At 62.3% G+C, this 22,205-nt stretch carries 26 protein-coding genes; 12 read left to right on the plus strand and 14 right to left on the minus strand.

The features are described 5' to 3' along the window. Window positions 1-2 precede the first annotated feature (2 nt). The 7 genes from tgt to coaD all read right to left on the minus strand — a co-directional run bounded on the left by tgt (window position 3) and on the right by coaD (window position 4,592). The gene (gene tgt / locus LB519_RS07280; RefSeq protein WP_024503503.1) at window positions 3-1,133 is read right to left on the minus strand and encodes a tRNA guanosine(34) transglycosylase Tgt; all 1,131 of its coding nucleotides are present in this window, start codon (window positions 1,131-1,133) and stop codon (window positions 3-5) included. Then, window positions 1,126-1,395, minus strand: a complete 270-nt coding sequence (locus LB519_RS07285) for a hypothetical protein (RefSeq protein ID WP_013531822.1) — start codon at window positions 1,393-1,395, stop codon at window positions 1,126-1,128. The genes tgt and LB519_RS07285 overlap by 8 nt, the downstream gene beginning before the upstream one ends. Beyond that, window positions 1,385-2,473 (minus strand): tRNA preQ1(34) S-adenosylmethionine ribosyltransferase-isomerase QueA, encoded by a 1,089-nt coding sequence (gene queA, locus LB519_RS07290; protein ID WP_224619276.1) that lies wholly within the window; start codon window positions 2,471-2,473, stop codon window positions 1,385-1,387. The genes LB519_RS07285 and queA overlap by 11 nt, the downstream gene beginning before the upstream one ends. Next, complete coding sequence (locus LB519_RS07295) at window positions 2,473-2,922, minus strand: DMT family transporter (protein ID WP_013531824.1); 450 nt, start codon at window positions 2,920-2,922, stop codon at window positions 2,473-2,475. Before LB519_RS07295 ends, queA begins: the two co-directional genes overlap by 1 nt. A gap of 12 nt (window positions 2,923-2,934) precedes the next feature. Then, window positions 2,935-3,447: a peptidylprolyl isomerase gene (locus LB519_RS07300; protein ID WP_013531825.1), complete on the minus strand. Its 513-nt coding sequence runs from the start codon at window positions 3,445-3,447 to the stop codon at window positions 2,935-2,937. A 40-nt stretch (window positions 3,448-3,487) separates the two neighbouring features. Continuing rightward, on the minus strand, window positions 3,488-3,982 hold the full coding sequence (locus tag LB519_RS07305; protein ID WP_224619653.1) for a peptidylprolyl isomerase: 495 nt from the start codon (window positions 3,980-3,982) through the stop codon (window positions 3,488-3,490). A gap of 109 nt (window positions 3,983-4,091) precedes the next feature. Then, on the minus strand, window positions 4,092-4,592 hold the full coding sequence (gene coaD / locus LB519_RS07310) for a pantetheine-phosphate adenylyltransferase (protein WP_013531827.1): 501 nt from the start codon (window positions 4,590-4,592) through the stop codon (window positions 4,092-4,094). A gap of 319 nt (window positions 4,593-4,911) precedes the next feature. Between coaD and LB519_RS07315 the strand changes: the two genes are divergently transcribed. After that, window positions 4,912-5,064: a hypothetical protein gene (locus LB519_RS07315; protein WP_081714296.1), complete on the plus strand. Its 153-nt coding sequence runs from the start codon at window positions 4,912-4,914 to the stop codon at window positions 5,062-5,064. A gap of 69 nt (window positions 5,065-5,133) precedes the next feature. On the opposite strand, the gene gyrA is transcribed toward LB519_RS07315, so the two are convergent. Continuing rightward, the gene (gyrA, locus tag LB519_RS07320; protein WP_224619278.1) at window positions 5,134-7,935 is read right to left on the minus strand and encodes a DNA gyrase subunit A; all 2,802 of its coding nucleotides are present in this window, start codon (window positions 7,933-7,935) and stop codon (window positions 5,134-5,136) included. A gap of 220 nt (window positions 7,936-8,155) precedes the next feature. Then, complete coding sequence (locus tag LB519_RS07325) at window positions 8,156-8,977, minus strand: helix-turn-helix transcriptional regulator (protein ID WP_224619280.1); 822 nt, start codon at window positions 8,975-8,977, stop codon at window positions 8,156-8,158. 86 nt (window positions 8,978-9,063) lie between these two features. On the opposite strand from LB519_RS07325, the gene LB519_RS07330 reads away from it, so the two are divergent. Beyond that, complete coding sequence (locus tag LB519_RS07330; RefSeq protein ID WP_013531831.1) at window positions 9,064-9,594, plus strand: hypothetical protein; 531 nt, start codon at window positions 9,064-9,066, stop codon at window positions 9,592-9,594. Window positions 9,595-9,754: 160 nt separating this feature from the next. Then, window positions 9,755-10,384 carry a MarC family protein gene (locus LB519_RS07335; RefSeq protein ID WP_013531832.1) on the plus strand — a complete coding sequence of 210 codons (630 nt, stop codon included), beginning with the start codon at window positions 9,755-9,757 and terminating at the stop codon, window positions 10,382-10,384. Window positions 10,385-10,417: 33 nt separating this feature from the next. Here the strand turns inward: LB519_RS07335 and LB519_RS07340 are convergent, their stop codons facing one another. Together LB519_RS07340 and LB519_RS07345 are read right to left on the minus strand one after the other, a co-directional pair. After that, window positions 10,418-10,843, minus strand: a complete 426-nt coding sequence (locus LB519_RS07340; RefSeq protein WP_127367750.1) for an OsmC family protein — start codon at window positions 10,841-10,843, stop codon at window positions 10,418-10,420. A gap of 135 nt (window positions 10,844-10,978) precedes the next feature. Then, window positions 10,979-11,500, minus strand: a complete 522-nt coding sequence (locus LB519_RS07345; RefSeq protein WP_024503512.1) for a single-stranded DNA-binding protein — start codon at window positions 11,498-11,500, stop codon at window positions 10,979-10,981. A gap of 183 nt (window positions 11,501-11,683) precedes the next feature. Between LB519_RS07345 and LB519_RS07350 the strand changes: the two genes are divergently transcribed. The 9 genes from LB519_RS07350 (at window position 11,684) to LB519_RS07390 (ending at window position 20,198) form a co-directional block, all read left to right on the plus strand. Beyond that, a complete protein-coding gene (locus tag LB519_RS07350) occupies window positions 11,684-12,103 on the plus strand; it encodes a cupin domain-containing protein (protein WP_013531835.1) in 420 nt (139 codons plus the stop codon). 44 nt (window positions 12,104-12,147) lie between these two features. Further along, a complete protein-coding gene (locus LB519_RS07355) occupies window positions 12,148-12,462 on the plus strand; it encodes an ArsR/SmtB family transcription factor (protein WP_013531836.1) in 315 nt (104 codons plus the stop codon). Further along, complete coding sequence (locus LB519_RS07360; protein WP_224619282.1) at window positions 12,459-12,947, plus strand: SRPBCC family protein; 489 nt, start codon at window positions 12,459-12,461, stop codon at window positions 12,945-12,947. The genes LB519_RS07355 and LB519_RS07360 overlap by 4 nt, the downstream gene beginning before the upstream one ends. A gap of 20 nt (window positions 12,948-12,967) precedes the next feature. Further along, complete coding sequence (locus LB519_RS07365; RefSeq protein WP_063167934.1) at window positions 12,968-13,573, plus strand: ATP-dependent Clp protease proteolytic subunit; 606 nt, start codon at window positions 12,968-12,970, stop codon at window positions 13,571-13,573. A gap of 88 nt (window positions 13,574-13,661) precedes the next feature. After that, window positions 13,662-13,958 (plus strand): hypothetical protein, encoded by a 297-nt coding sequence (locus tag LB519_RS07370; RefSeq protein WP_024503514.1) that lies wholly within the window; start codon window positions 13,662-13,664, stop codon window positions 13,956-13,958. A 692-nt stretch (window positions 13,959-14,650) separates the two neighbouring features. Further along, on the plus strand, window positions 14,651-17,572 hold the full coding sequence (gene uvrA, locus LB519_RS07375; protein ID WP_063167932.1) for an excinuclease ABC subunit UvrA: 2,922 nt from the start codon (window positions 14,651-14,653) through the stop codon (window positions 17,570-17,572). Window positions 17,573-17,612: 40 nt separating this feature from the next. Then, entirely contained in the window at window positions 17,613-18,083 is a 471-nt protein-coding gene (locus LB519_RS07380; protein WP_224619283.1) for a GNAT family N-acetyltransferase, read from the plus strand. A 26-nt stretch (window positions 18,084-18,109) separates the two neighbouring features. Further along, window positions 18,110-18,931 (plus strand): DUF72 domain-containing protein, encoded by an 822-nt coding sequence (locus LB519_RS07385; protein ID WP_127385406.1) that lies wholly within the window; start codon window positions 18,110-18,112, stop codon window positions 18,929-18,931. Between the two features lie 115 nt (window positions 18,932-19,046). Then, window positions 19,047-20,198, plus strand: a complete 1,152-nt coding sequence (locus tag LB519_RS07390) for a GGDEF domain-containing protein (protein WP_224619285.1) — start codon at window positions 19,047-19,049, stop codon at window positions 20,196-20,198. A 44-nt stretch (window positions 20,199-20,242) separates the two neighbouring features. Here LB519_RS07390 and LB519_RS07395 read toward each other — a convergent pair whose 3' ends face one another. The 3 genes from LB519_RS07395 to urtD all read right to left on the minus strand — a co-directional run bounded on the left by LB519_RS07395 (window position 20,243) and on the right by urtD (window position 22,200). Next, window positions 20,243-20,419, minus strand: a complete 177-nt coding sequence (locus LB519_RS07395; protein WP_013531844.1) for a hypothetical protein — start codon at window positions 20,417-20,419, stop codon at window positions 20,243-20,245. A 269-nt stretch (window positions 20,420-20,688) separates the two neighbouring features. After that, window positions 20,689-21,384 carry an urea ABC transporter ATP-binding subunit UrtE gene (gene urtE / locus LB519_RS07400; protein ID WP_224619287.1) on the minus strand — a complete coding sequence of 232 codons (696 nt, stop codon included), beginning with the start codon at window positions 21,382-21,384 and terminating at the stop codon, window positions 20,689-20,691. 69 nt (window positions 21,385-21,453) lie between these two features. Continuing rightward, complete coding sequence (gene urtD / locus LB519_RS07405; protein ID WP_013531846.1) at window positions 21,454-22,200, minus strand: urea ABC transporter ATP-binding protein UrtD; 747 nt, start codon at window positions 22,198-22,200, stop codon at window positions 21,454-21,456. Between the last annotated feature and the right edge of the window lie 5 nt (window positions 22,201-22,205).

Consider the following 22,205-nt stretch of genomic DNA (forward strand, 5'->3'; position numbering starts at 1 on the left):
CCTTACAGCAACGGGATATCGCCCCTCGCCCAGCCCTCGGTGATTTCGGCGCCGCGCGCCTCGAAGGTGCCAGCTTCGATCGCAGCGCGGATGTCCTGCATCAGTTTCTGGTAGTAGGACAGGTTGTTCCACGTCAAAAGCATGGCGCCGAGCGCTTCCTGCGAGCGCACCAGATGATGCAGATAGGCGCGTGAGTAGTCCCGGGCGGCCGGGCAGTCGCTTTCCTCGTCCAGTGGGCGCGGATCGTCAGCATGGCGGGCGTTGCGCAGATTTACCTTGCCGCGCCTTGTATAGGCGAGGCCGTGGCGGCCGGCCCGTGTCGGCATCACGCAGTCGAACATGTCGATGCCGCGCGCCACCGATTTCAGGATATCGTCAGGCGTGCCGACGCCCATCAGATAGCGCGGTTTGTCCGCCGGCAGCTCCGGACAGGTGATGTCGAGCATCTCGAGCATCACCGCTTGCGGTTCGCCGACGGCCAGGCCGCCGACCGCATAGCCCTTCAACTCCATCGCGCTCAGCGCCTGCGCCGAACGCACCCGCAGCGCTGCGTTGTCGCCGCCTTGCACGATGCCGAACATCGCCTTGCCCGGCTGGTCGCCGAACGCCGTCTTGCAGCGCTCGGCCCAGCGCAGCGACAGCTCCATGGCGCGCTCGATCTCCTTCATTTCGGCCGGCAGCGCCGTGCATTCGTCGAGCTGCATCTGGATATCGGAATCGAGCAGCCCCTGAATCTCGATGGACCGCTCCGGCGACATCTCGTAGGCGGCGCCATCGATATGCGAGCGGAAGGTTACGCCCTTTTCGGTCAGCTTTCTCAGCTTCGACAGCGACATGACTTGGAAGCCGCCACTGTCGGTCAGGATCGGATGCGGCCAGCGGGCGAATTCATGCAAGCCGCCGAGCCGCGCCACACGCTCGGCGCCTGGCCGCAGCATCAGATGGTAGGTGTTGCCAAGGATGATGTCGGCGCCGACGCCGCGCACCTGGTCCATATACATCGTCTTGACGGTACCGCCGGTGCCGACCGGCATGAAGGCCGGCGTGCGGATTTCGCCGCGCGGCATGTCGATCACGCCGCGCCGCGCCTTGCCGTCGATTGCCAGAACCTTGAAGCTGAACTGCTTAGCCATTGAATTCCTTGTCGTGGACCGGGGCGTCCGGCGCCTGCTTGTCGAGCGACTGGCGGTAGTGGATGCAGCCGCGCATGAATTTTGGCCAGGGCGGCACGGCGATCGATGGTTCGGTTTTTTCCGGCAGCAGGTCCCACAGATCGGGGTGATGCCAGCACAATTCATGGCCGGTGGAATCGCGGTGCTGGCGAATGCCGGCGCGCAGTTTCTTCACTTCCGCGATCAGCGCATCGCGGTCAAAGGCTTGCAGATCATCGTCCATCGCTCGTCTCCGCTCGGAAAAGCAGGCTTGCGTCGCCATAGGAATAGAATCTGTAACGGTTCTCGATCGCATGGGCATAGGCCGCGCGCATCGTGTCGAGGCCGCTGAAGGCCGAAACCAGCATGAACAGAGTCGAGCGCGGCAGATGGAAATTGGTCATCAGCATGTCGGCGGTGCGAAAACGGTAGCCGGGCGTGATGAAGATATCGGTCGGGCCGGACCACGCAGCCAGAGTACTGTCCTCACGCGCCGCACTCTCCAGCAGACGCAGCGAGGTCGTGCCGACAGCAACGATGCGCCCGCCCCTTGCTCTTGCGGCATTCAGGGCGTCCGCAGTGGCTTCGCTGACCGACCCGGTCTCGGCATGCATCTTGTGGTCGGCGGTGTCGTCCGCCTTCACCGGCAGGAACGTACCGGCGCCGACATGCAAGGTGACGAAGCGGCATTCGACGCCTTTGGCGTCAAGCGCTGCAAAAAGCTCCGGCGTGAAATGCAGGCCCGCTGTCGGAGCCGCGACGGCGCCTTCCTCGCTTGCATAGATGGTCTGGTAATCGGCCCGGTCGCGTTCGTCGTCGTCGCGTTTCGAGGCGATATAGGGCGGCAGCGGAATATGGCCTACCGCGTGCAGCGCCTCGTCGAGGAACGGCCCCGACAGATCGAAGCCAAGCAGCGCCTCGCCGCCCTCGCCTTTCTCGATCACCGTGGCGTCGAGCTGACCGAGGAAACAGGAATTGCCGTCATGGCCGAAATGGATGCGGTCGCCGGCGGCAATGCGCTTGCCCGGCCTCATGAAGGCCAGCCAGCGGTCCGGCGCCATGCGCATATGCAGCGTGGCTTCGACCTGCGCCGTCGCCTCGCCCCGCCGCCTTATGCCTTTGAGTTGCGCCGGAATGACCTTGGTGTCGTTGAACACCAGCACGTCGCCGGCACTGAGCAAGGACGGCAGGTCGCCAACCGTCCGGTCCTCGAGCCCTTCGCCGGGCTTGACCAGAAGCATCTTGGCGCTGTCACGCGGCTGCGCCGGGCGGAGCGCGATGCGCTCCTCCGGCAAGTCGAAGTCAAAGAGATCGACGCGCATCAGTAGAGCCGGACGAGCAGCGCTCCGGCCAAGAGCAGCACCGCGCCGGCAACGCGTCCCAGCGAGATTTCACGCACCGCGACGCCGAGGAAGCCGACGCGGTCGATGAGCATGCCGGCCAGCAACTGGCCGGCGACCAGAAACGCCATCAGCGCGGCAGCACCTATGCGTGGCGTCAGGATCGTCGACAGCGTGACATAGAAACCGCCGAGCATGCCGCCGGCCACGAACAGCCAGGGCGCCGGCGCTTTCCAGTCGAGCGAGATGCCTTGCAGCTTCACCACCGTAACGGAGATGATGCCGAGCACGATCGCGCCCGACAGGAACGAAAACGCAGCCGCCGCGACCGGGAGACCCAGGCCGCGCGCCAGCTGCGAATTGATTGGCGCCTGAATGGCAATGAAGGCGCCGGACAGGATGCCGAGAAGCGACCAGACGACGCCCATCATTGTCGTTTGCCCTTACTTGACGTCGGCCGCGACCTTCAGCGACACGATCTTGTCGGGATCCTGCACCGGCTCGCCGCGCTTGATCTTGTCGACATTGTCCATGCCTTCGATGACCTGGCCCCAGACCGTGTATTGGCGGTTGAGGAAGGCGGCGTCGTCGAAGCAGATGAAGAACTGCGAATTGGCCGAGTTCGGGTTCTGCGAACGGGCCATCGAGCAGGTGCCGCGGCCATGGTTGGCGTTGGAAAATTCGGCCTTCAGGTCCGGCTTCTCAGAGCCGCCCATGCCCGCGCGGGACGGCGCGAAGGAAGGCTTGCTCGAATTGCCGAACTTGACGTCGCCGGTCTGGGCCATGAAGCCTTCGATGACGCGGTGGAAGACCACGCCGTCATAGGCGCCTTCCCTAGCCAGTTCCTTGATGCGGGAGACGTGGCCCGGCGCCAGGTCGGGGAAAAGTTCGATGACGACCGTGCCCTTGGTCGTTTCCATGATGAGCGCGTTCTCGCGGTCCTTGATTTCGGCCATGTCAGATATCCTTTTGAGAAAACAGAGTTATTTGACAATTTTACTTGTCTGCGGCGATGCGCACCTTGATCATCCGGTCGGGGTCGGAGACCGTGCCGTTATCCGCCTGGTCGCCCTTCTTGATGTGATCCACCAGTTCCATGCCGCTGACGACATTGCCGACGATGGTGTACTGGCCGTCGAGCGGCGGTGCCGGAGCGAACATGATGAAGAACTGCGAATTGGCCGAATTGGGGTCCTGCGAGCGGGCCATGCCGACCACGCCGCGCTTGTAATGTTCGGTCTGCGAGAATTCGGCCGGCAGGTCGGGCAGGTCGGAACCGCCGGTGCCGACGGCCTCGGCGCTGAAACCCTTCTTCATATTGCCGAACTTGACGTCGCCGGTCTGCGCCATGAAGCCGTCTATGACGCGGTGGAAGGCGACGTTGTCATAGGCGCCTTGGCGCACCAGCTTCTTGATCTGCTCGACATGCTTTGGCGCCAGATCGGGCCGAAGCGCAATGGTGACGTCTCCGTCCTTCAGCGTGATGACCATGGTGTTTTCCGGGTCGGCGGCGAAGGCCGAGACCGATGCGGTCACAAGGCCGGCAAGCACAACGAGGAACGAGGCGAGCTTTTTCAGCTGCATATCTATCTCCGGAATCTTATTTCGCGAATTTGGCGGTGAGCGCACCGGCAACCGCCGCCGGCACGAAGGGGCGGATGTTGCCTCCCATAGAGGCAATCTGGCGGACAAGTGTGGCGGTAATGGTGCGCACGGACGGGCTGGCGGGCAGAAAAACCGTCTGCAACTCAGGTGCCATAGTCTCGTTCATGCCGGCCATCTGCATCTCATAGTCGAGGTCGGTGCCGTCGCGCAGGCCGCGGATCATGATCGAGGCGCCGTGCTTCCTGGCGGCGTCGATGACCAGCCCGTCGAAGGCGACGACCTTGATACGGGCACCATCGCTGCCGAATTCCGCCTTCGCCGCGGTCTCGATCAGCTTCACCCGCTCCTCGAAGGAAAACAGCGGCTGCTTGCCCGGATGGATGCCGATCGCCGCATAGACGATGTCGGCCACGGCCAGCGAAGCCTTCAGCACATCGAGATGGCCGTTGGTCAGCGGGTCGAAGGAGCCGGCATAGAGGGCGATGCGTTCGGTCATGGCAGGTGCTTCTAATGCATGATCCCAAAAAGTGGAAACCGGTTTTTGCGGACAAACGGTTTTTCGTTTGTCCTAGAGATCATGCTCAAATGAAAGCTAGAGCCTGTTCCGTCCGTCCACCAAGATGGAACAGGCTCTAGCGAGCCTCTCTCGCAAAGGCAAATCCGATCGGGGCGCCGGCCGTGAACCTTTTCCGGCACATGAACGACAGATGAACACGCTGATCACGAAGCCTTCACGCAGCGTTCACTAGGTTGCACCTTAATAAGATGAAACCAAAATCCCATCTATCCGTTGTTAGGCGCAGGAGAACACGCACATGCTGATCTACATGCTCGCCACCGCAATGACCGTCGCCATGCTGATCGCCACCGTATTTGGGCTGCATCAGGAGGCACAACGCATCCGCGTCAAGGCAAACACCAAGCGCTTCGAAGGCTTCGGCCCGCGTAAGCCATATCGCCACTACTGATAAAGCCTGGACTTGCTGCCGCGCCGGCCAGCTGGCCGGCGTTGCCATGTCAAAACCTGGGTGCCGGACTTAGTCCGCACCCTCCGGACCGGCGTCAGACGCCGCAGCGGCATCGGCACCGCCCTCGACGGTTTCTTCGCTTTCTTCGTCCGCTTGCGGTTCAGAGATCCGCTCGACCGAAACCACCTTTTCGCCTTCAGCCGTGTTGAAGATGGTCACACCCTTGGTGGCGCGGCTGGCGAAACGAATGCCGTTGACCGGCACCCGGATGACGGTGCCGCCGTCCGACACCAGCATGATCTGGTCGTCATTGCCGACCGGGAAGGTCGCCACCAGCCTGCCAATCTCGGCCGCCTTCGACACGTCGGTGGCGCGGATGCCCTTGCCGCCGCGTCCGGTCAGCCGGAAATCATAGGACGACGAACGCTTGCCGTAGCCGAATTCGGTCACCGTCAGCACGTACTGTTCGTGCGCCTTGAGTTCTTCGTATCGGCTGTCGGAAAGCTCTGTCTCCTCGCCGATCTCCTCATTGGTCAGCGCGATCTCTTCCTCTTCTCCGGCCGTTTCCGTGGCAAGCCGCCGCTCCGCCGCCGCGCGCTTCAGGTAAGCGGCGCGTTCCGCCGGCGAAGCATCGACATGCTCGATCACCGACATCGAGATGATGCGGTCGGTCTCGGCCATGGTTATGCCTCGCACACCGACCGAATTGCGGCTCTGGAAGACGCGCACGTCGCCGACGGAGAAGCGTATGCACTGGCCGGAACTGGCGGTCAGCAGCACGTCGTCCTTGTCGGTGCAGGTTTCGACGCCGAGGATCTCGTCGCCTTCTTCCTCCAGCTTCATGGCGATCTTGCCGTTGCGGTTGACCTGGACGAAGTCGGATAGATCGTTGCGGCGCACGGTGCCGCGCGTGGTGGCGAACATCACGTAGAGTTCGCCCCAGCTGGCCTCGTCCTCGGGCAGTGGCATGATGGTGGTGATGCGCTCGCCCTGCTCCAGCGGCAGCATGTTGATCAGCGCCTTGCCGCGTGACTGCGGATTGCCGATCGGCAGCCGCCAGACCTTTTCCTTGTAGACGATGCCGCGCGAGGAGAAGAACAGCACCGGCGTATGGGTGTTGGCGACGAACAGCCGGGTGACGAAATCCTCTTCCTTGGTCGACATGCCGGAGCGGCCCTTGCCGCCGCGGCGCTGCGCCCGGTAGAGCGACAGAGGCACGCGCTTGATGTAGCCGGAATGGCTGACCGTCACGACCATGTCTTCGCGCTGGATCAGATCCTCGTCTTCCATGTCCGAACCGCCGTCGGTGAGTTCGGTGCGGCGCGGCGTGCCGAACTCGTCGCGCACGGCGGCAAGCTCGTCCTTGACGATCTGCTGGACGCGCGCGCGGGAAGACAAAATGTCCAGATAATCGATGATTTCGGCGCCCATCGTGTTCAACTCGTCGGCGATCTCGTCGCGGCCGAGCGCGGTCAGGCGCTGCAGGCGCAGCTCGAGGATGGCGCGCGCCTGCTCCTCGGACAGATTGTAGGTACCGTCCTCGTTGATCCGGTGGCGTGGGTCATCGATCAGGAGGATCAGAGATTCCACGTCGCCAGAGGGCCAGCGCCGCTCCATCAACTGCTCACGCGCCGTCTGCGGATCCGGCGCGGTGCGGATCAGCTTGATGACTTCGTCGATGTTGGCGACTGCGATAGCGAGACCGACCAGCACATGGGCGCGATCGCGCGCCTTGCGCAGCAGGAACTTCGTCCGCCTTGTGATCACCTCCTCGCGGAAGGCGACGAAAGCCTTCAGCATATCGGTCAGGTTCATCACTTCCGGCTTGCCGCCATTCAGCGCCACCATATTGGCGCCGAAAGAGGTCTGCAGCGGCGTGAAGCGGTAGAGCTGATTGAGGATGACGTCGGCAACGGCGTCGCGCTTCAGCTCGATGACGACCCGGTAGCCCTGGCGGTCGCTCTCGTCGCGGATATCGGAAATGCCCTCGATGCGCTTGTCGCGCACCAGCTCAGCCATCTTCTCGATCATCGACGACTTGTTCACCTGGTAGGGAACTTCGGTGATGATGATGGACTCGCGGTCGTTGCCGCGCTGTTCGATGTTGACGCGCCCGCGCATGACGATGGAGCCGCGGCCGGTCGAATAGGCGCTGTAGATGCCCGAACGGCCAAGCACGATGCCACCGGTCGGAAAATCAGGGCCAGGAATGATCTCCATCAGCGCCGGCAGGTCGATCGCCGGATTGTCGATGATGGCGATGGCGCCATTGCAGACTTCACCGAGATTGTGCGGCGGGATGTTGGTCGCCATGCCGACGGCGATGCCGCCCGAGCCATTGACCAGAAGGTTGGGAAAACGTGCCGGCAGAACCTTCGGTTCGCTGCCGGAAGCATCATACGTGTCCTGGAAATCGACCGTATCCTTGTCGATATCCTCCAGGAGCTCGTGCGCGACCTTGGTCAGCCGCGCTTCCGTGTAGCGCATCGCCGCAGGCGGATCGCCGTCGATGGAGCCGAAATTGCCCTGCCCGTCGATCAACGGAACGCGCAACGACCAGTCCTGCGCCATGCGCACCAAGGCGTCATAGATGGAAGCATCGCCATGCGGATGGTATTTACCCATCACGTCGGCGACAGGACGCGCCGACTTCACATATTTGCGGTTCCAATGGTAGCCGCTCTCATGGGCGGCGAAGAGAATGCGGCGATGCACCGGCTTCAGGCCGTCGCGCACGTCCGGCAGCGCACGGCTGACGATCACGCTCATGGCGTAATCGAGATAGGAGCGCTGCATCTCCTCGACGATGGATATCGGCTCGATGCCGGTGGGGCCGCCGTCGGCGCCGCGCGGTGTCTTCTGGTCGGTCAAATCGGATCACAATCTAATCAGGAATCACTTGGTGCTTATATAGGAAGCAAGCCCGAAACTCCAACCTTCACGGCACTTTTCCAGTGTCATTTTTGATGGTAATTTCAAATGGATACCGATGATTGCGACGATATGGCCAAGGCGGTTTTCGCCGCCCTGACGCAAAAGCCTGCGTGTCTGCCTTGCGGTGCACCGGGCCGATTCACCAAGCAGAAACGACCTATGCGCCACGGCGGCTGCGATACTGGCTTGGCGTCTGCCCCATGATCCGCCGAAAACGACGATTGAAGGTCGACAGATCGCTGAAGCCAGCGCCGAAAGCGATCGCGGAAACCGTATCGTCCGACATGCGTAGCCGCACCGCGGCCCTGTGCAATCGCGTCTTGAGCAGGAATTGGTAGGGGGTCATGCCCGCCACCTGCCGGAAGATGCGCAGGAAATGATACGGACTGGTCGCCGTCCCATCGGCAAGCGCTGAAAGGGAAACCGGCCCGTCGGCATCGAGTTCGATCCACCGCACTGCCTCGGCCACCCGCTTCTGGTCGCGGCGGCTCGGCGCGCGGCTGACATACGTAGCGCCAGAGGCTGTGGCCACGGCAGCACCGGCCATGCGCAGGGAAAGTTCCTCGAAGGCGTCGATGTCGGCCGTCTCGCGCGCGGTCTCCGCCTCGGCCAGGAGTGGCGCCAGGACCGGCAAAGGCGGCAGGCGCGCCGCCTCGAAAGCCAGCTTCCTGGCGCCCGGCACGCCAGCCGCGATCCGCTCCATGTAGGACGGCCTGAAATGGAACGAGAGGCAACGATCGCCGCCGCCATGCTCGTGCCCGCATTCGTAACATGTGCCGGGATTGCCGAGCAGGAGCGCGCCGGGCGCCAGCATCGCCGTTCCTTGTTGGGCGCGGTAGCGAAACGTGCCGCTGGTGACTGCAGCCACACAGAAATCCTGATGCGCCTCCTCGAACGGCCGGCCGGCGCCGGCCGTGCAGATCACATCCGTCACATGCCAACCGGCTCCGGATGCGAGACTATGCGTGGTCGTCGTCATGGTCGAAATATAGCAATTTTTCCCAAGCCCAGAACCCCGTAACCGCCTATTCCCTCCCAATCTCCTGACAAGAAGAGGCCACAACCATGTTCGATCAATCTTCGTTTGCCGATGCTCTGCATAGCCCCGGACCGATCGAAGGCCTTGCCGAAAAACTGAGCCTTTACGGCCGCTTCGTCGGCGCCTGGACTTTCGACGCCTCGCGCCACCTCGAGGACGGCACGGTGCTGACAGGGCGCGGCGAGGTGCATTTCGGCTGGGTGCTGGAAGGCCGGGCGATCCAGGACGTCTGGATCCTGCCCGCGCGGGACACTGGTTCCCAGCCTTCGCTCGGCAAATGGACTTTCTATGGCACGACGCTGCGCGTCTATGATCCCGGCGCGGATGCCTGGCACATCTTCTGGAGCGACCCGCGCAACCAGTATTTCAGCCGCCAGCTCGGCCGCGCCGAGGGCGACACGATCGTCCAAGTGGGCACCGACGGCACCGGCAGCTCAGTACGCTGGGGCTTTTCACGCATCACCGAAAACGCCTTCCGATGGCTGGGCGAGCGCTCGCATGACAATGGCGCGACATGGCGGCTGGAGGTCGAGTTCCTGGCGCGCCGAGCGGTTTGATCGCCGAAGAATGCAGCAGCCCGGAATAAAAGCGTCGCGACCCTTTGCGCCCTCCGCTGTCTCGCCGGCATCAACCACTTTCTCACGAACAGTTCCCACCGAACGGGCTTTGCTCTACCAATTGTCCTGGTACGGGCACGGCCCGGCGGGAGGGTCAGAGATGCCGAGTTTCGACAGCCTGTTCAACGCGTTCGTCACCATTCTCGTGACCATCGATCCGCCCGGCCTGGCGCCGCTGTTCCTCGCCGTGACGCGCGGCATGAACCGCGAGGAGCGCCAGCAGGTTTCCGTCCGCGCCTCGATCATCGGTTTCCTGGTGATGGCGCTGTTTGCGGTTGCAGGCGCCTCGATCCTGTCGGTGTTCGGCATCACGCTGCCGGCTTTCCGCGTCGCCGGCGGTTTCCTGCTGTTCTTCATCGCCTTCGAAATGGTGTTCGAGCGCCGGCAGGACCGCAAGGAGAAGATCGGCGACGTCGCCATCACCAAGGACATGATCCACAACATCGCCGCCTTCCCGCTGGCAATCCCGCTGATCGCCGGCCCAGGCGCCATTTCGGCAACTGTGCTGCTCTCAGGTTCCTTTCAAGGCTTTGCGGCGCAGGCGGCGCTGGTCGGCATCATCTTCGTCTGCCTTGCCATCACCTATCTGGTGTTCGTGCTGTCGGAACGCATAGACCGCATCCTCGGCCAGACCGGCCGCTCGATCCTGACCCGCCTGCTCGGCGTCATCCTGGCAGCACTGGCCGTGCAATTCGTCGCCGACGGCATCAAGGCGCTGATAGCGGGCTGACAGGCTGACGCGGCGAGAATCTCGAAGCCGGCTCTATCTCGCCGTCGTGTCGACGACCTCGAAATCGTGGGTAATCGTGGCGGTCTTGGCAAGCATCGCGGAGGCCGAGCAATATTTTTCGATCGAAAGGTCGATCGCGCGTTTCACCTTGTCGCTGGAGAGTTGCCTGCCCTTGACGACGAAATGCATATGAATGCGGGTGAACACTCTGGGTTCGGTTTCCGCCCGGTCGGCCTCGAGCTCGACCACGCAGTCCTCGACCGCCTCGCGCCCCTTTTCGAGGATGTGCACGACATCATAGGCCGAACAGCCGCCGGTGCCGATCAGCACCAGCTCCATCGGGCTCGGTCCCGGCGTCCTGCCTTCCGGTCCGGGCGCGGTTCCCAGCACCAGTTTGTGGCCGCTACCGGACTCGCCGACGAAAGTGCGTTCCTCGACCCATTTTACGCGTGCTTTCATCGAACTCGTCCTTCGCCATATTTCGTTGATCGCCATGTCGGCGTTCAGTTCGACAATGCAAAACCCCGAAAGTCCATGAGGGACTCTCGGGGCGCAATGTTTGACTTAAGCCAAAAATAACATCTGCAGTTGCGATCAGAACGGGATTTCGTCGTCCAGTTCGCGCGACGAACCGCCACCGCCGCCGCTCTTGGCACCGCCACCACCGCGATTGAAGCCTTCGCTCGGGCTGGACTGGCCGAAATCGGAACCACGGCTGCTGCCGCCACCGGCATAGCCGCCGACCTGACCGCCCTCACCCTGCCCGCGTGCGTCGAGCATCTGCAGCTCGCCGCGGAATTTCTGCAGCACGACTTCCGTCGTGTACTTGTCGGCGCCGGTCTGGTCCTGCCATTTGCGCGTCTGCAACTGGCCCTCGACATAGACCTTCATGCCCTTCTTCAAATACTGCTCCGCCACCTTGGCGATGCCCTCATTGAAGATGACGACGTTGTGCCATTCGGTCTTTTCCTTGCGCTCGCCGGAATTCTTGTCACGCCAGCTTTCCGACGTCGCAATGCGAATGTTGACGACCGGCTCGCCCGAGTTGAGGCGACGGATTTCGGGATCCGCGCCGAGGTTGCCGACCAAAATGACCTTGTTGACGCTACCCGCCATGATATTTCTCCGCGCTCATCCGAAACAAATTTTTTTGTCGCAGCACCTTACAGGCTGCAGGCGTCAGCCGCTTGCCGTGGCTGCCTTTACCCACAAGGTTTTTGTTCCCTGTTCGTTCTATGGTGCAGATGACGTTCTGTCAATGTTTGTCAGCAAGATGTAGTGTCCCGGCCGGAAATTTCCATGAAATCGGATCTGACCGGGGGCGATCAAATGAAGTCTGTCGCACATGAGGACCAGCAGCGCGAGCAATGGCGAGCAGGTGTGGAAACACGCATGCATGTGTCGGCCAGCAATGGTGCATCGCAACTTTGCATATTCGAGCAATGGGTCGAGCCCACGGTCGGCGCCCCAACGCATTGGCATCCCGTGGAGGAAGTGCTGACCGTTATCGCCGGTAGGGCTGAGATGTGGATCGACGATGAGCATACAGTCGTGACATCGGGCCAGTCTCTCGTTGTCCCCGCGAACAGGAAACACGGGTTCAAGAACGCCGGCACTGGAACGCTTCACATCCACGCCGTCCTTGCGTCGCCGATTTTCGAGGCGACGTTCGATGGGCCTGCCGGAATGGTGAGACGCTGGCTTCCGACAATCTCGTAAAACAGTGCTTGCCAAATCAATAAGTATTCACTTATGCTTTCGACATGATCGAAGCAGAGATTTTTCGCGCACTGGCCGACCCGACGCGCCGCGCCGTCTTTGAGCGGCTGGCCGCAGGCGAGATGAGCGTGTCGGAATTGCGCACCGGTATGACGGTGTCGCAGCCCGCGGTGTCGCAGCATCTGGCGGTGCTGCGTGGCGCCGGCCTGGTGGTCGAGCGGCGAGCCGGCCGCAACGCCTATTACCGCGCCGATCCGCAGGGGCTCGCCCCCTTGCTCTCCTGGATCGAACGCTACCGGACTTTCTGGCCGGAACGCATCGAAAGGCTGAAGGCGGTTTTGAAGGACATGGATCAATGAAGAAGGCGGGATCAACGACCAACGAGGGCCAAATCGACGCCGCGGATGCGCTCGAGTTCGAGTACGACCTTGCCGAGCCGCCGGAAAAGGTCTGGCGGGCCCTGACCGTACCGGAATTGCTCGCCGCCTGGATGATGCCCAACGACATGAGACCCGAGATCGGCAACCGTTTTGCCTTCGCCGGGACGGGCGCGCCGATCGAATGCGAAATCCTCGACGCCGAACCCGAGAAGTTGCTGCGCTATTCCTGGCGGGAGCAGCCGGGCGACGCAGCCAGGCAGGATCCGCTCGACAGTACCGTCACCTTCACACTTGCCCGGACCGTTTCCGGCGGCACGCATCTGCGTGTCGTCCATGACGGCTTTGCCCGCAAGGCCATGCCTGCCGTCGCCATGGCAGGCGCCGGCTGCCGTCTTTCGCTCGGTTTGCGCGCAATTGGAAAGCCCATCGCCGCGAACGCACCGCGCCTTCTGCGCGCGGCATAATAGAAAATCGGAGAAGAAAAATGAGCGGTGTTGCCAGTCTGGTGCCGATGGTCATCGAGCAATCGAGCCGCGGCGAACGCGCCTTCGACATCTTTTCGCGGCTGCTGCGCGAGCGCATCATCTTCATCAACGGCGAGATCAACGACGACATCTCGGCGCTGGTCTGCGCGCAGCTTTTGTCGCTGGAATCGGACAATCCGGACAAGGAGATCTCGCTCTACATCAACTCGCCGGGCGGCGTGGTGACCAGTGGTTTCGCCATCTACGACACGATGCAATATATCAGCTGTCCGGTGTCGACCGTATGCATGGGCTTTGCCGCTTCGATGGGCTCGTTCCTGCTGATGGCAGGCACACCGGGGCGCCGGATTTCCCTGCCGAACGCCACCATCCTGCTGCATCAGCCGCTGGGCGGGTTCCAGGGCCAGGCCTCCGACATCCAGCGCCATGCCGAGCGCATCGGCAGGACGAAACGGCACATGGCCGAGCTCTACGCGCAGCATTGCGGCCGTACCTATGAAGAGGTCGAGCGCACGCTGGACCGCGACCACTTCATGACCGCCCGCGAGGCGCAGGCATGGGGCATCGTCGACCATGTTTTCGACACGCGCAAAAAGGCGGCGTAAGCCAGGGCCGGAGCGGAGTCCGGCCGGCTGCCGAAGATTTGACGATGCCGGTCTGGTTCCATCGGCGGCGCGCCACTATAGTCCTGGGATGACCGACACTCATCCTTCCAGACCACTGCGCCCCGTCATCGCCGTCATGGTGCTCGCTGTTGCCAGCCTCGTGAGCGGCGCGGCTCTTGCAGAGGACAGTTCGCCGTCGACGCAAAAAAGCGCCCTGCCCGGCGTGACCGGCGACTACCGCATCGCCAAGCCGGCTCCCGAGCCGGACGATGCGCTGCCGGCCGGCGAGAACGGCACATTCAAGATCGGCGATACGGATGTCAGGATTTCCGGCAGCATCACAGTCGATGTCGGCGCCGGCTCGATCGGGCCGCCGCGTCACTGAGTGCGCGCGGAAATGAGCGTTCCCCACATAAAACGGCCCCGTCGTGCCTTGGGCAAACGGACGGGGCCTTCTGGATCTCAAATCCAACTTTGCCGGGAGTGTACTGCCGGCGTTTGATTTCGGATGCACCGCGGCGTTCGGCCGACGATCCGACTAGCAGTCTCTGATTTTTAGGGGATATGGCAGGTCACGGTTTGCCGGGTGGCGCAGACGCTAAACCCTGGCACTTATGCCTGCCGCGGCTCCAGTGACAACTGGAACCCTAGGGGACGATCCGGTGGCGTCATAGCTCCGCTCCTCTGTCCGTTGCGATTGTTGTCAATTCGAAGCACAAATCGCAAATGCCTGCGGCGTCTCGCAGGCCGCCTTTGGGCGGCGAGGCCATCGAAAGACGGCCGGCTTCGTTGACTTCCGGAGACTGCGCTCCTGGGTTGCCCGCGTCAACCATCAATAGCCGGTTACCGAAAAACGTGATCGCCGGGAGGTTACGTACAAGTCAGTTTTTGCACAGCTTTGTCAGGAGCGTGTTCGGCCTTTGTTCTTTCCGCTTGCCCGTTCACGTGAAAGACGCTTAAACGCTTTTGTCGGGAATTGTGGCGTCTCTCGACGTGGCGGCAAAACTACCTACATAGGGGATGGCCGGGAAAACCCGCCATTCCAGGAAATTCCAGATTCTGAGGCGGCGACCGGCTATGGCCGACCATAAATATCTTTCCATTCGCGGGGCGCGCGAACACAATCTGAAGAATGTCGATCTCGACCTGCCGCGTGACAGCCTGATTGTCATGACCGGCCTGTCGGGGTCCGGCAAGTCATCGCTTGCCTTCGACACGATCTATGCCGAGGGCCAGCGCCGCTACGTCGAAAGCCTGTCGGCCTACGCGCGGCAATTCCTCGAAATGATGCAGAAGCCTGACGTCGACCAGATCGACGGCCTGTCGCCTGCCATTTCCATCGAGCAGAAGACCACATCGAAGAACCCGCGTTCGACGGTCGGCACCGTCACCGAGATCTACGATTACATGCGCCTGCTTTTTGCGCGCGTCGGCATCCCCTATTCGCCGGCCACCGGCCTGCCGATCGAGAGCCAGACGGTTTCGCAGATGGTCGACCGCGTGCTGGCGATCGAGGAAGGCACGCGCCTGTTCATCCTGGCGCCGATGGTGCGCGGCCGCAAAGGCGAATACCGCAAGGAATTGCTGGAACTGCAGAAGAAGGGCTTTCAGCGCGTCAAGGTCGACGGCGTCTTCTATGAGATCGCCGACGTGCCGGCGCTGGACAAGAAGTACAAGCATGACCTCGATGTCGTCGTCGACCGCATCGTCGTGCGCGGCGATCTCGCGACGCGGCTTGCCGATTCCATAGAAACGGCGCTGAAGCTGGCCGATGGGCTGGCGGTCGCCGAATTCGCCGACAAGCCGCTCGATTCCAGCCAGACGGGCGAGGATTCGGTCAACAAGTCGAAGAACGAGACGCATGAGCGCATCCTGTTCTCGGAAAAGTTCGCTTGCCCGGTCTCCGGCTTCACCATTCCGGAAATCGAACCGCGGCTGTTCTCGTTCAACAACCCGTTCGGCGCCTGCCCGACTTGCGACGGTCTCGGCAGCCAGCGCGCCATCGACGGCAATCTGATCGTGCCGGATGAAAACATCTCGCTGCGCGACGGCGCCGTCAGCCCGTGGGCGAAGTCGACCTCGCCCTATTACGCGCAGACGCTGGAGGCATTGGGCAAGGCCTATGGCTTCAAGCTCGGCGACAAGTTCAAGGATTTGTCCGAAGAGGCCAAGGAAGCCGTCCTGCGCGGCACCGGCGAGCGCGAGATCACCTTCCAGTATGATGACGGCCTGCGCTCCTACAAGACGACGAAGACTTTCGAAGGCGTCATCCCCAATCTCGAGCGGCGCTGGAAAGAGACCGAATCCGCCTGGATGCGCGAGGAGATCGAGCGCTTCATGTCGGCCACACCCTGCCCGGTCTGCAAGGGCTATCGGCTGAAGCCCGAGTCGCTGGCGGTGAAGATCGCCGGCAGGCACATCGGCGAAGTCACCGAGCTTTCCATCCGCAAGGCCGACCAGTGGTTCACCGACCTGCCCGCGTCGCTCAACGACAAGCAGAACGAAATCGCGGTGCGTGTGCTCAAGGAAATCCGTGAACGGCTGCGCTTCCTCAACGATGTCGGGCTCGACTATCTGACGCTGTCGCGCAATTCCGGCACGCTGTCGGGCGGCGAGAGCCAGCGCATCCGGCTGGCATCGCAGATCGGCTCCGGCCTGACCGGCGTGCTCTATGTGCTGGACGAGCCGTCGATCGGCCTGCACCAGCGCGACAATGCGCGCCTGCTCGATACGCTGAAGCACCTGCGCGACATCGGCAACACGGTGATCGTCGTCGAGCATGACGAGGACGCCATCCTGCATGCCGACTATGTCGTCGACATGGGCCCGGCCGCCGGGATCCATGGCGGCGAGATCATCGCCCAGGGCACGCCGCAGCAGGTCATGGCCAATCCCAATTCGATCACCGGCAAATATCTGTCGGGCGCGCTCGAAGTGGCGACGCCCGGCGTGCGGCGTGAAGCGAAGAAGAACCGCCGCATCAAGATCGTCGGCGCGCGCGGCAACAATCTGAAGAACGTCACCGCCGAAATCCCGCTCGGCACCTTCACCGCCGTCACTGGCGTGTCCGGCGGCGGCAAGTCGACCTTCCTGATCGAGACGCTGTTCAAGGCCGCCTCGAGACGCATCATGGGCTCGCGCGAACATCCGGCCGACCACGACCGCATCGAGGGCCTCGAATTCCTCGACAAGGTCATCGACATCGACCAGTCGCCGATCGGCCGCACACCGCGTTCAAACCCGGCCACCTATACCGGCGCCTTCACGCCGATCCGCGACTGGTTCGCTGGCCTGCCGGAGGCCAAGGCGCGCGGCTATCAGCCGGGACGCTTCTCGTTCAACGTCAAGGGCGGCCGCTGCGAGGCCTGCCAGGGCGACGGCGTCATCAAGATCGAGATGCACTTCCTGCCCGACGTCTACGTCACCTGCGACGTCTGTCACGGCAAGCGTTATAACCGCGAGACGCTCGATGTGCTGTTCAAGGGCAAGTCGATCGCCGACGTGCTCGACATGACGGTCGAGGAAGGCGTCGATTTCTTCGCCGCCGTGCCCGGCGTGCGCGACAAGCTCGACACGCTGAAGCAGGTCGGCCTCGGCTACATCCATATCGGCCAGCAGGCGACAACGCTGTCCGGCGGCGAGGCGCAGCGCATCAAGCTGGCCAAGGAACTGTCGCGCAAGGCGACCGGCAAGACGCTCTACATCCTGGATGAGCCGACCACTGGCCTGCATTTCCACGACGTTGCCAAACTGCTGGAAGTGCTGCACGAACTGGTAGACCAGGGCAACACGGTGGTGGTCATCGAGCACAATCTCGAAGTGATAAAAACCGCGGACTGGGTGCTCGACCTCGGCCCCGAAGGCGGCGACGGCGGCGGCGAACTGGTCGCCTCCGGCACGCCGGAAGCCATCGTGCGCGAAAAGCGCAGCTACACCGGCCAGTTCCTCAAGGAGCTTCTGGAGCGACGTCCCGGAGGCAAGCGCGAAGCGGCGGAGTGATCGACCGGTTGGCGCCTGGAGAGCTCTGGAGAGCTTTTGAATGACAATCAGAAGAGCGCTTGCCGGTGATCTCCAAACCGTCGTCTCGCTGACGGAAGCGGCCTATGCGCCTTACATCGCACTGTTCGGCGCGCCGCCGATCCCGGTCACCGAGGACTATGCGCCGCGCATCGTGCGCGGCGAGGTCTGGTTGCTGGAAAGTGGCGGCGAGCTTGCCGGGCTGATCACGCTGGAGCGACATGACGACCACGCGATGATCTTCTCCGTCGCGGTCTCCCCCGACTTTCAAGGCAAAGGCTTCGGCATTGCGCTGCTGAAACACGCGGATGAGCAGACCCATCTCTGGGGTCTGCCAGAAGTGCGGCTCTACACCAATGCCAGGATGGAGCGGAACATTGCGCTCTATCTTGCCTATGGTTTCCACGAAACGGGTCGCCGGCCCAATCCCTACCGGCCAGGATGGGTGCTCGTCGACATGATCAAAACCGTCGATCAGATCACCGCGGCCTGATCTTTTTCTGCATTGGGAGGATGACAATGAGCACATCGGGAACAATCCGCGCCGGCATGGGCGGCTGGACCTTCGAACCCTGGGATACCTCCTTCTATCCCGACAAGCTTTCCAAGGCCAAGCAGTTGAACTACGCCACTCGCCAGGTGCCGAGCATCGAGGTCAACGGCACTTACTATTCCAGCTTCAAGGAGCCGACCTTCGTCAAATGGGCCAGCGAGGCGCCGGACGGCTTTGTTTATTCGCTGAAGGGCAACCGCTTCGTCACCAACCGGCGCGTGCTGGGCGAGGCCGGCGAATCGATGATGCGCTTCCTTGGCTCCGGCGTGGCGGCGCTCGGCGAAAAGCTCGGGCCGATCCTGTGGCAGTTCGCACCGACCAAGAAATTCGATCCGGACGATTTCGAAGCCTTCCTGAAGCTGCTCCCGGAAAAGCAGGACGGCGTTGCGCTGCGCCATGCGCTCGAAGTCCGCAACGACAGTTTTGTCGTGCCGGAATTCGCAGCACTTGCCCGAAAATACAAGGCCGCGATCGTCTACGCCGACCATGCCAAATATCCTGATATCGCCGACATCACCGCCGATTTCGTCTACGCCCGACTGCAGACCGGCAGCGATGACAATCCCGACTGCTATACGCCGAAAGGCCTCGATGAATGGGCCGCGCGGGTAAAGACCTGGGCGCAAGGCAAGCAGCCGGCCGACCTGCGGCGCGCCGACCCCGCCACCGATGCGCCGGTCAAGCCACGCGACGTGTTCGTTTATTTCATCACCGAGGGCAAGGTGCGCGCGCCGTTCGGCGCCATGGCACTGATGAAGCGAGTGGACCAGGGTCAACCGGTGCCCTGACGCAGCGGAATCATGGCATCTTCGCCACCGTCGTAACCTTATCGATACCTCCTTGCTGCATGAATCCAGCCAGACCAGTCGCAGATCTGGGCCGCCACGGGCAAGGACGAGGGGCATGTCGCTCGACTACACTTCACTTCTCCTGGCTGTCGGTTTTTCCGCTGCCTGCCTGAGCCTGACATTGTTCGGCATGTGGCTGACCGCTCGCTCGGAGAAATTCCTGCTGACATGGGCGATCAGCCTGGTGTTCGTGGTCGGCGATATTTTTGTCTATGACGCCTATATCGACATGCCCGGGCGCCTGCTGGGCGTCGCCACGCTGGCTTTCCTCCTGCTCGGTTTCTCGACAATGCTAGGCGCGGCCTACCAGTTCAGAACCGGCGGCTCGCCAGTGCCCCGAACTGTACTTGGCAGCGCCATTTCGCTGGCCGTGACGTTGCCTCCCATGGCTCTAGGCTATGACGGGCTGGGCTTCATGTTCGAAAATGCCTTCGCCGCCTTGCTTCTGTTCGCAACGGCGGTCGAATACTGGAAGGGCCGCGACGAAGCCCCTGCCCTGACGATCGGTATCACCGCGCTCTATTCTGCCACGGCCGCATCCTTCGCTCTCTGCGCCATGGTTTTAGCCTTGGACGGAAAGCTGGTCCTTGGACATGCGCCAAGCAACTGGGCCGAGGAACTGAGCCTCATCATCGTCATCGCCAGCATGACCGGGATTGGAGCGCTTTCCCTGGCCCTGAATCAGGGACGCTTGGCCCGGCATCACCGCCACAATGCCCTGACCGACCCGCTGACCGGCCTGCTCAACCGCCGCGCCCTGTTCGACCTGCACGGCGATGCGCCGGTCGGCGCCTTCACGGCGGTGGTCGTCTTCGATCTCGACAACTTCAAGGCCATCAACGACGAATTCGGCCACGCCGCCGGTGATGAAGTGCTGAGGGTGTTTGCACGGGAACTCGCCAGCAATCGCCGCCCGGCCGACGTCGCCGCGCGCATGGGCGGCGAGGAGTTCGCGCTGGTGCTGAAGCGGACCTTGCCCGAAACGGTGGAGGCCACCGCCGAGGCCATACGGGCAGCTTTCGCCGCGCACCGCATCGAAACCGAGACAGGCTCGCTGATATGCACCGTCAGTGCCGGATTTGCTTTCGGCACCAAGGAAGGCCTCGGCTTCGACAAGGTGCTCAACGCCGCCGACAAGGCGCTCTACGACGCCAAGCGCGGAGGCCGTAACCGCGTCACCGCGTCTCCGTTCAGGCGCGCAAGCTAATCGCGCAACACCGGCCTCTGATCGTGGGGAGACGAATGCGGCTCCTAGGCCGCCATGACAATCTCATTGAAGGTATCGAGATCGACATAGAAGACCTTGGTGATCTCCTCGATCAGATCGTCGTAGTCGCAGCCCTGTGATCTTAAGATATTGATGGCAGCGATGATGTCGACGCGTTCGGTAAGCCGCCGCTTCTGGTAATCCTCGACGTAACGTTCCATGGCTGTCCTTTAGCCTGTGTGCCCAAACGCGTTTGAACGACAGAGATCGCAGGAGGGAAGCTAGGCAGCCTTGCTTGCGTGAAACTTGCCCGGCATTGGCCGTGGTCCTCGATCTGCGATAACCAGACTGATACGGAAGCGGCCGACTCACAAAGCCATGGAAAAGACTAGCACGCGATATTGAGCGTGCCAGAGACGCAGGTGATCGGATGGAGAAATATTGGACTTGGCAAGAACTTCGGATCGCCAACTGAAGTTCACCGCCAATTCTAGACGGTAAGGAACTTCCGCACATCAGCCCGGTCTAAATCTTCAGCCGGGCCGGTATGGACGATCACGCCCCGGTCCATGATGTTGACCTCGTCGGCGAGCTCGCGGCAGAAATCGAGATATTGTTCGACCAAAAGCACGGCGATGCCCGCCTGGTCGCGCAGATAGCGGATGGCGCGGCCGATGTCCTTAATGATCGACGGCTGTATGCCCTCGGTCGGTTCATCGAGCACGAGCAGTTTCGGCCGCATCACCAGCGCCCGCCCGATGGCGAGCTGTTGCTGCTGGCCGCCGGAAAGATCGCCGCCGCGACGGCCGAGCATCTGCTTCAGCACCGGGAACAATTCGAAGACATGCGCCGGAATGTTGCGGTCGGCTCGCCTCAGCGGCGCAAAGCCTGATTCCAGGTTCTCCCGCACGGTGAGCAGCGGAAAGACCTCCCTGCCCTGCGGTACGAATGCGATGCCCGACCGGGCGCGGTCATACGCCGCGCTCCGGTCGAGCGCCTTCCCCTCGAAGGCAACGCTTCCGCTCGTCAGCCGGTGGTGGCCGACGATCGATCTCATCAAACTGGTCTTACCGACGCCGTTGCGGCCGAGCACGCAGGTGATCCTGCCGGCGCCCGCCTTCAGCGACACGCCGCGCAGCGCCTGGGCGGCGCCGTAGTGCAGCGTGGCATTGGAAACTTCGAGCATGTCAGCGCTTTCTCCAGAATTTGAGAAACGACAGATCGAAGTGATGGAATTGAACCCGCCAGACCACGCTCATCTCCCCAGATAGACTTCGACGACACGCTCGTCGGCCGACACGAAATCGAGTGTGCCTTCCGAGAGCACCGAGCCTTCATGCAGGCAGGTGACCTTGACGCCGAGCTCGCGCACGAAATGCATGTCGTGCTCGACGACGATGACCGAATGGTCGCGGGCGATATCCTTGAGCAGCCGCGCGGTTTCCTCGGTCTCGGCATCGGTCATGCCGGCGACCGGCTCGTCAACCAGAAGCAGTTTCGGGTCCTGCGCCAAGAGCATGCCGATCTCCAGCCACTGCTTTTGCCCATGGCTGAGATTGGCCGCCAGTTCGTCACGCTTGTCGCCAAGCCGGATGATGCCGAGGATGTCATCGATCTGCCGCGTCTCGGCGGCCGAGCGGCGGTGAAACAGCGCCGGGAAGATCGAGCGAGGACCCTTCAGCGCCAGCATCAGGTTTTCCTCGATCGTGTGGCTTTCGAAGACGGTCGGCTTCTGAAATTTACGGCCAATGCCCATCATGGCGATCTCGGCCTCGTCGTGCTTGGTCAGATCGACTTGGCCGTCGAAGAACACTTCGCCCTCGTCGGGCCGCGTCTTGCCGGTGACGATGTCCATCATCGTCGTCTTGCCGGCGCCGTTGGGGCCGATGATGGCGCGCATCTCGCCCTTGTCGAGCACCAGCGACAGATTGTTGATGGCGCGAAAGCCGTCGAAGGAGACCGAGACGCCGTCGAGATAAAGGATCGTGTTCGACTTTGACATGGTCG

Origin of the sequence: Mesorhizobium sp. AD1-1, from assembly GCF_020164655.1 — a bacterium.
In the GTDB taxonomy this organism is placed as follows: domain Bacteria; phylum Pseudomonadota; class Alphaproteobacteria; order Rhizobiales; family Rhizobiaceae; genus Mesorhizobium; species Mesorhizobium ciceri.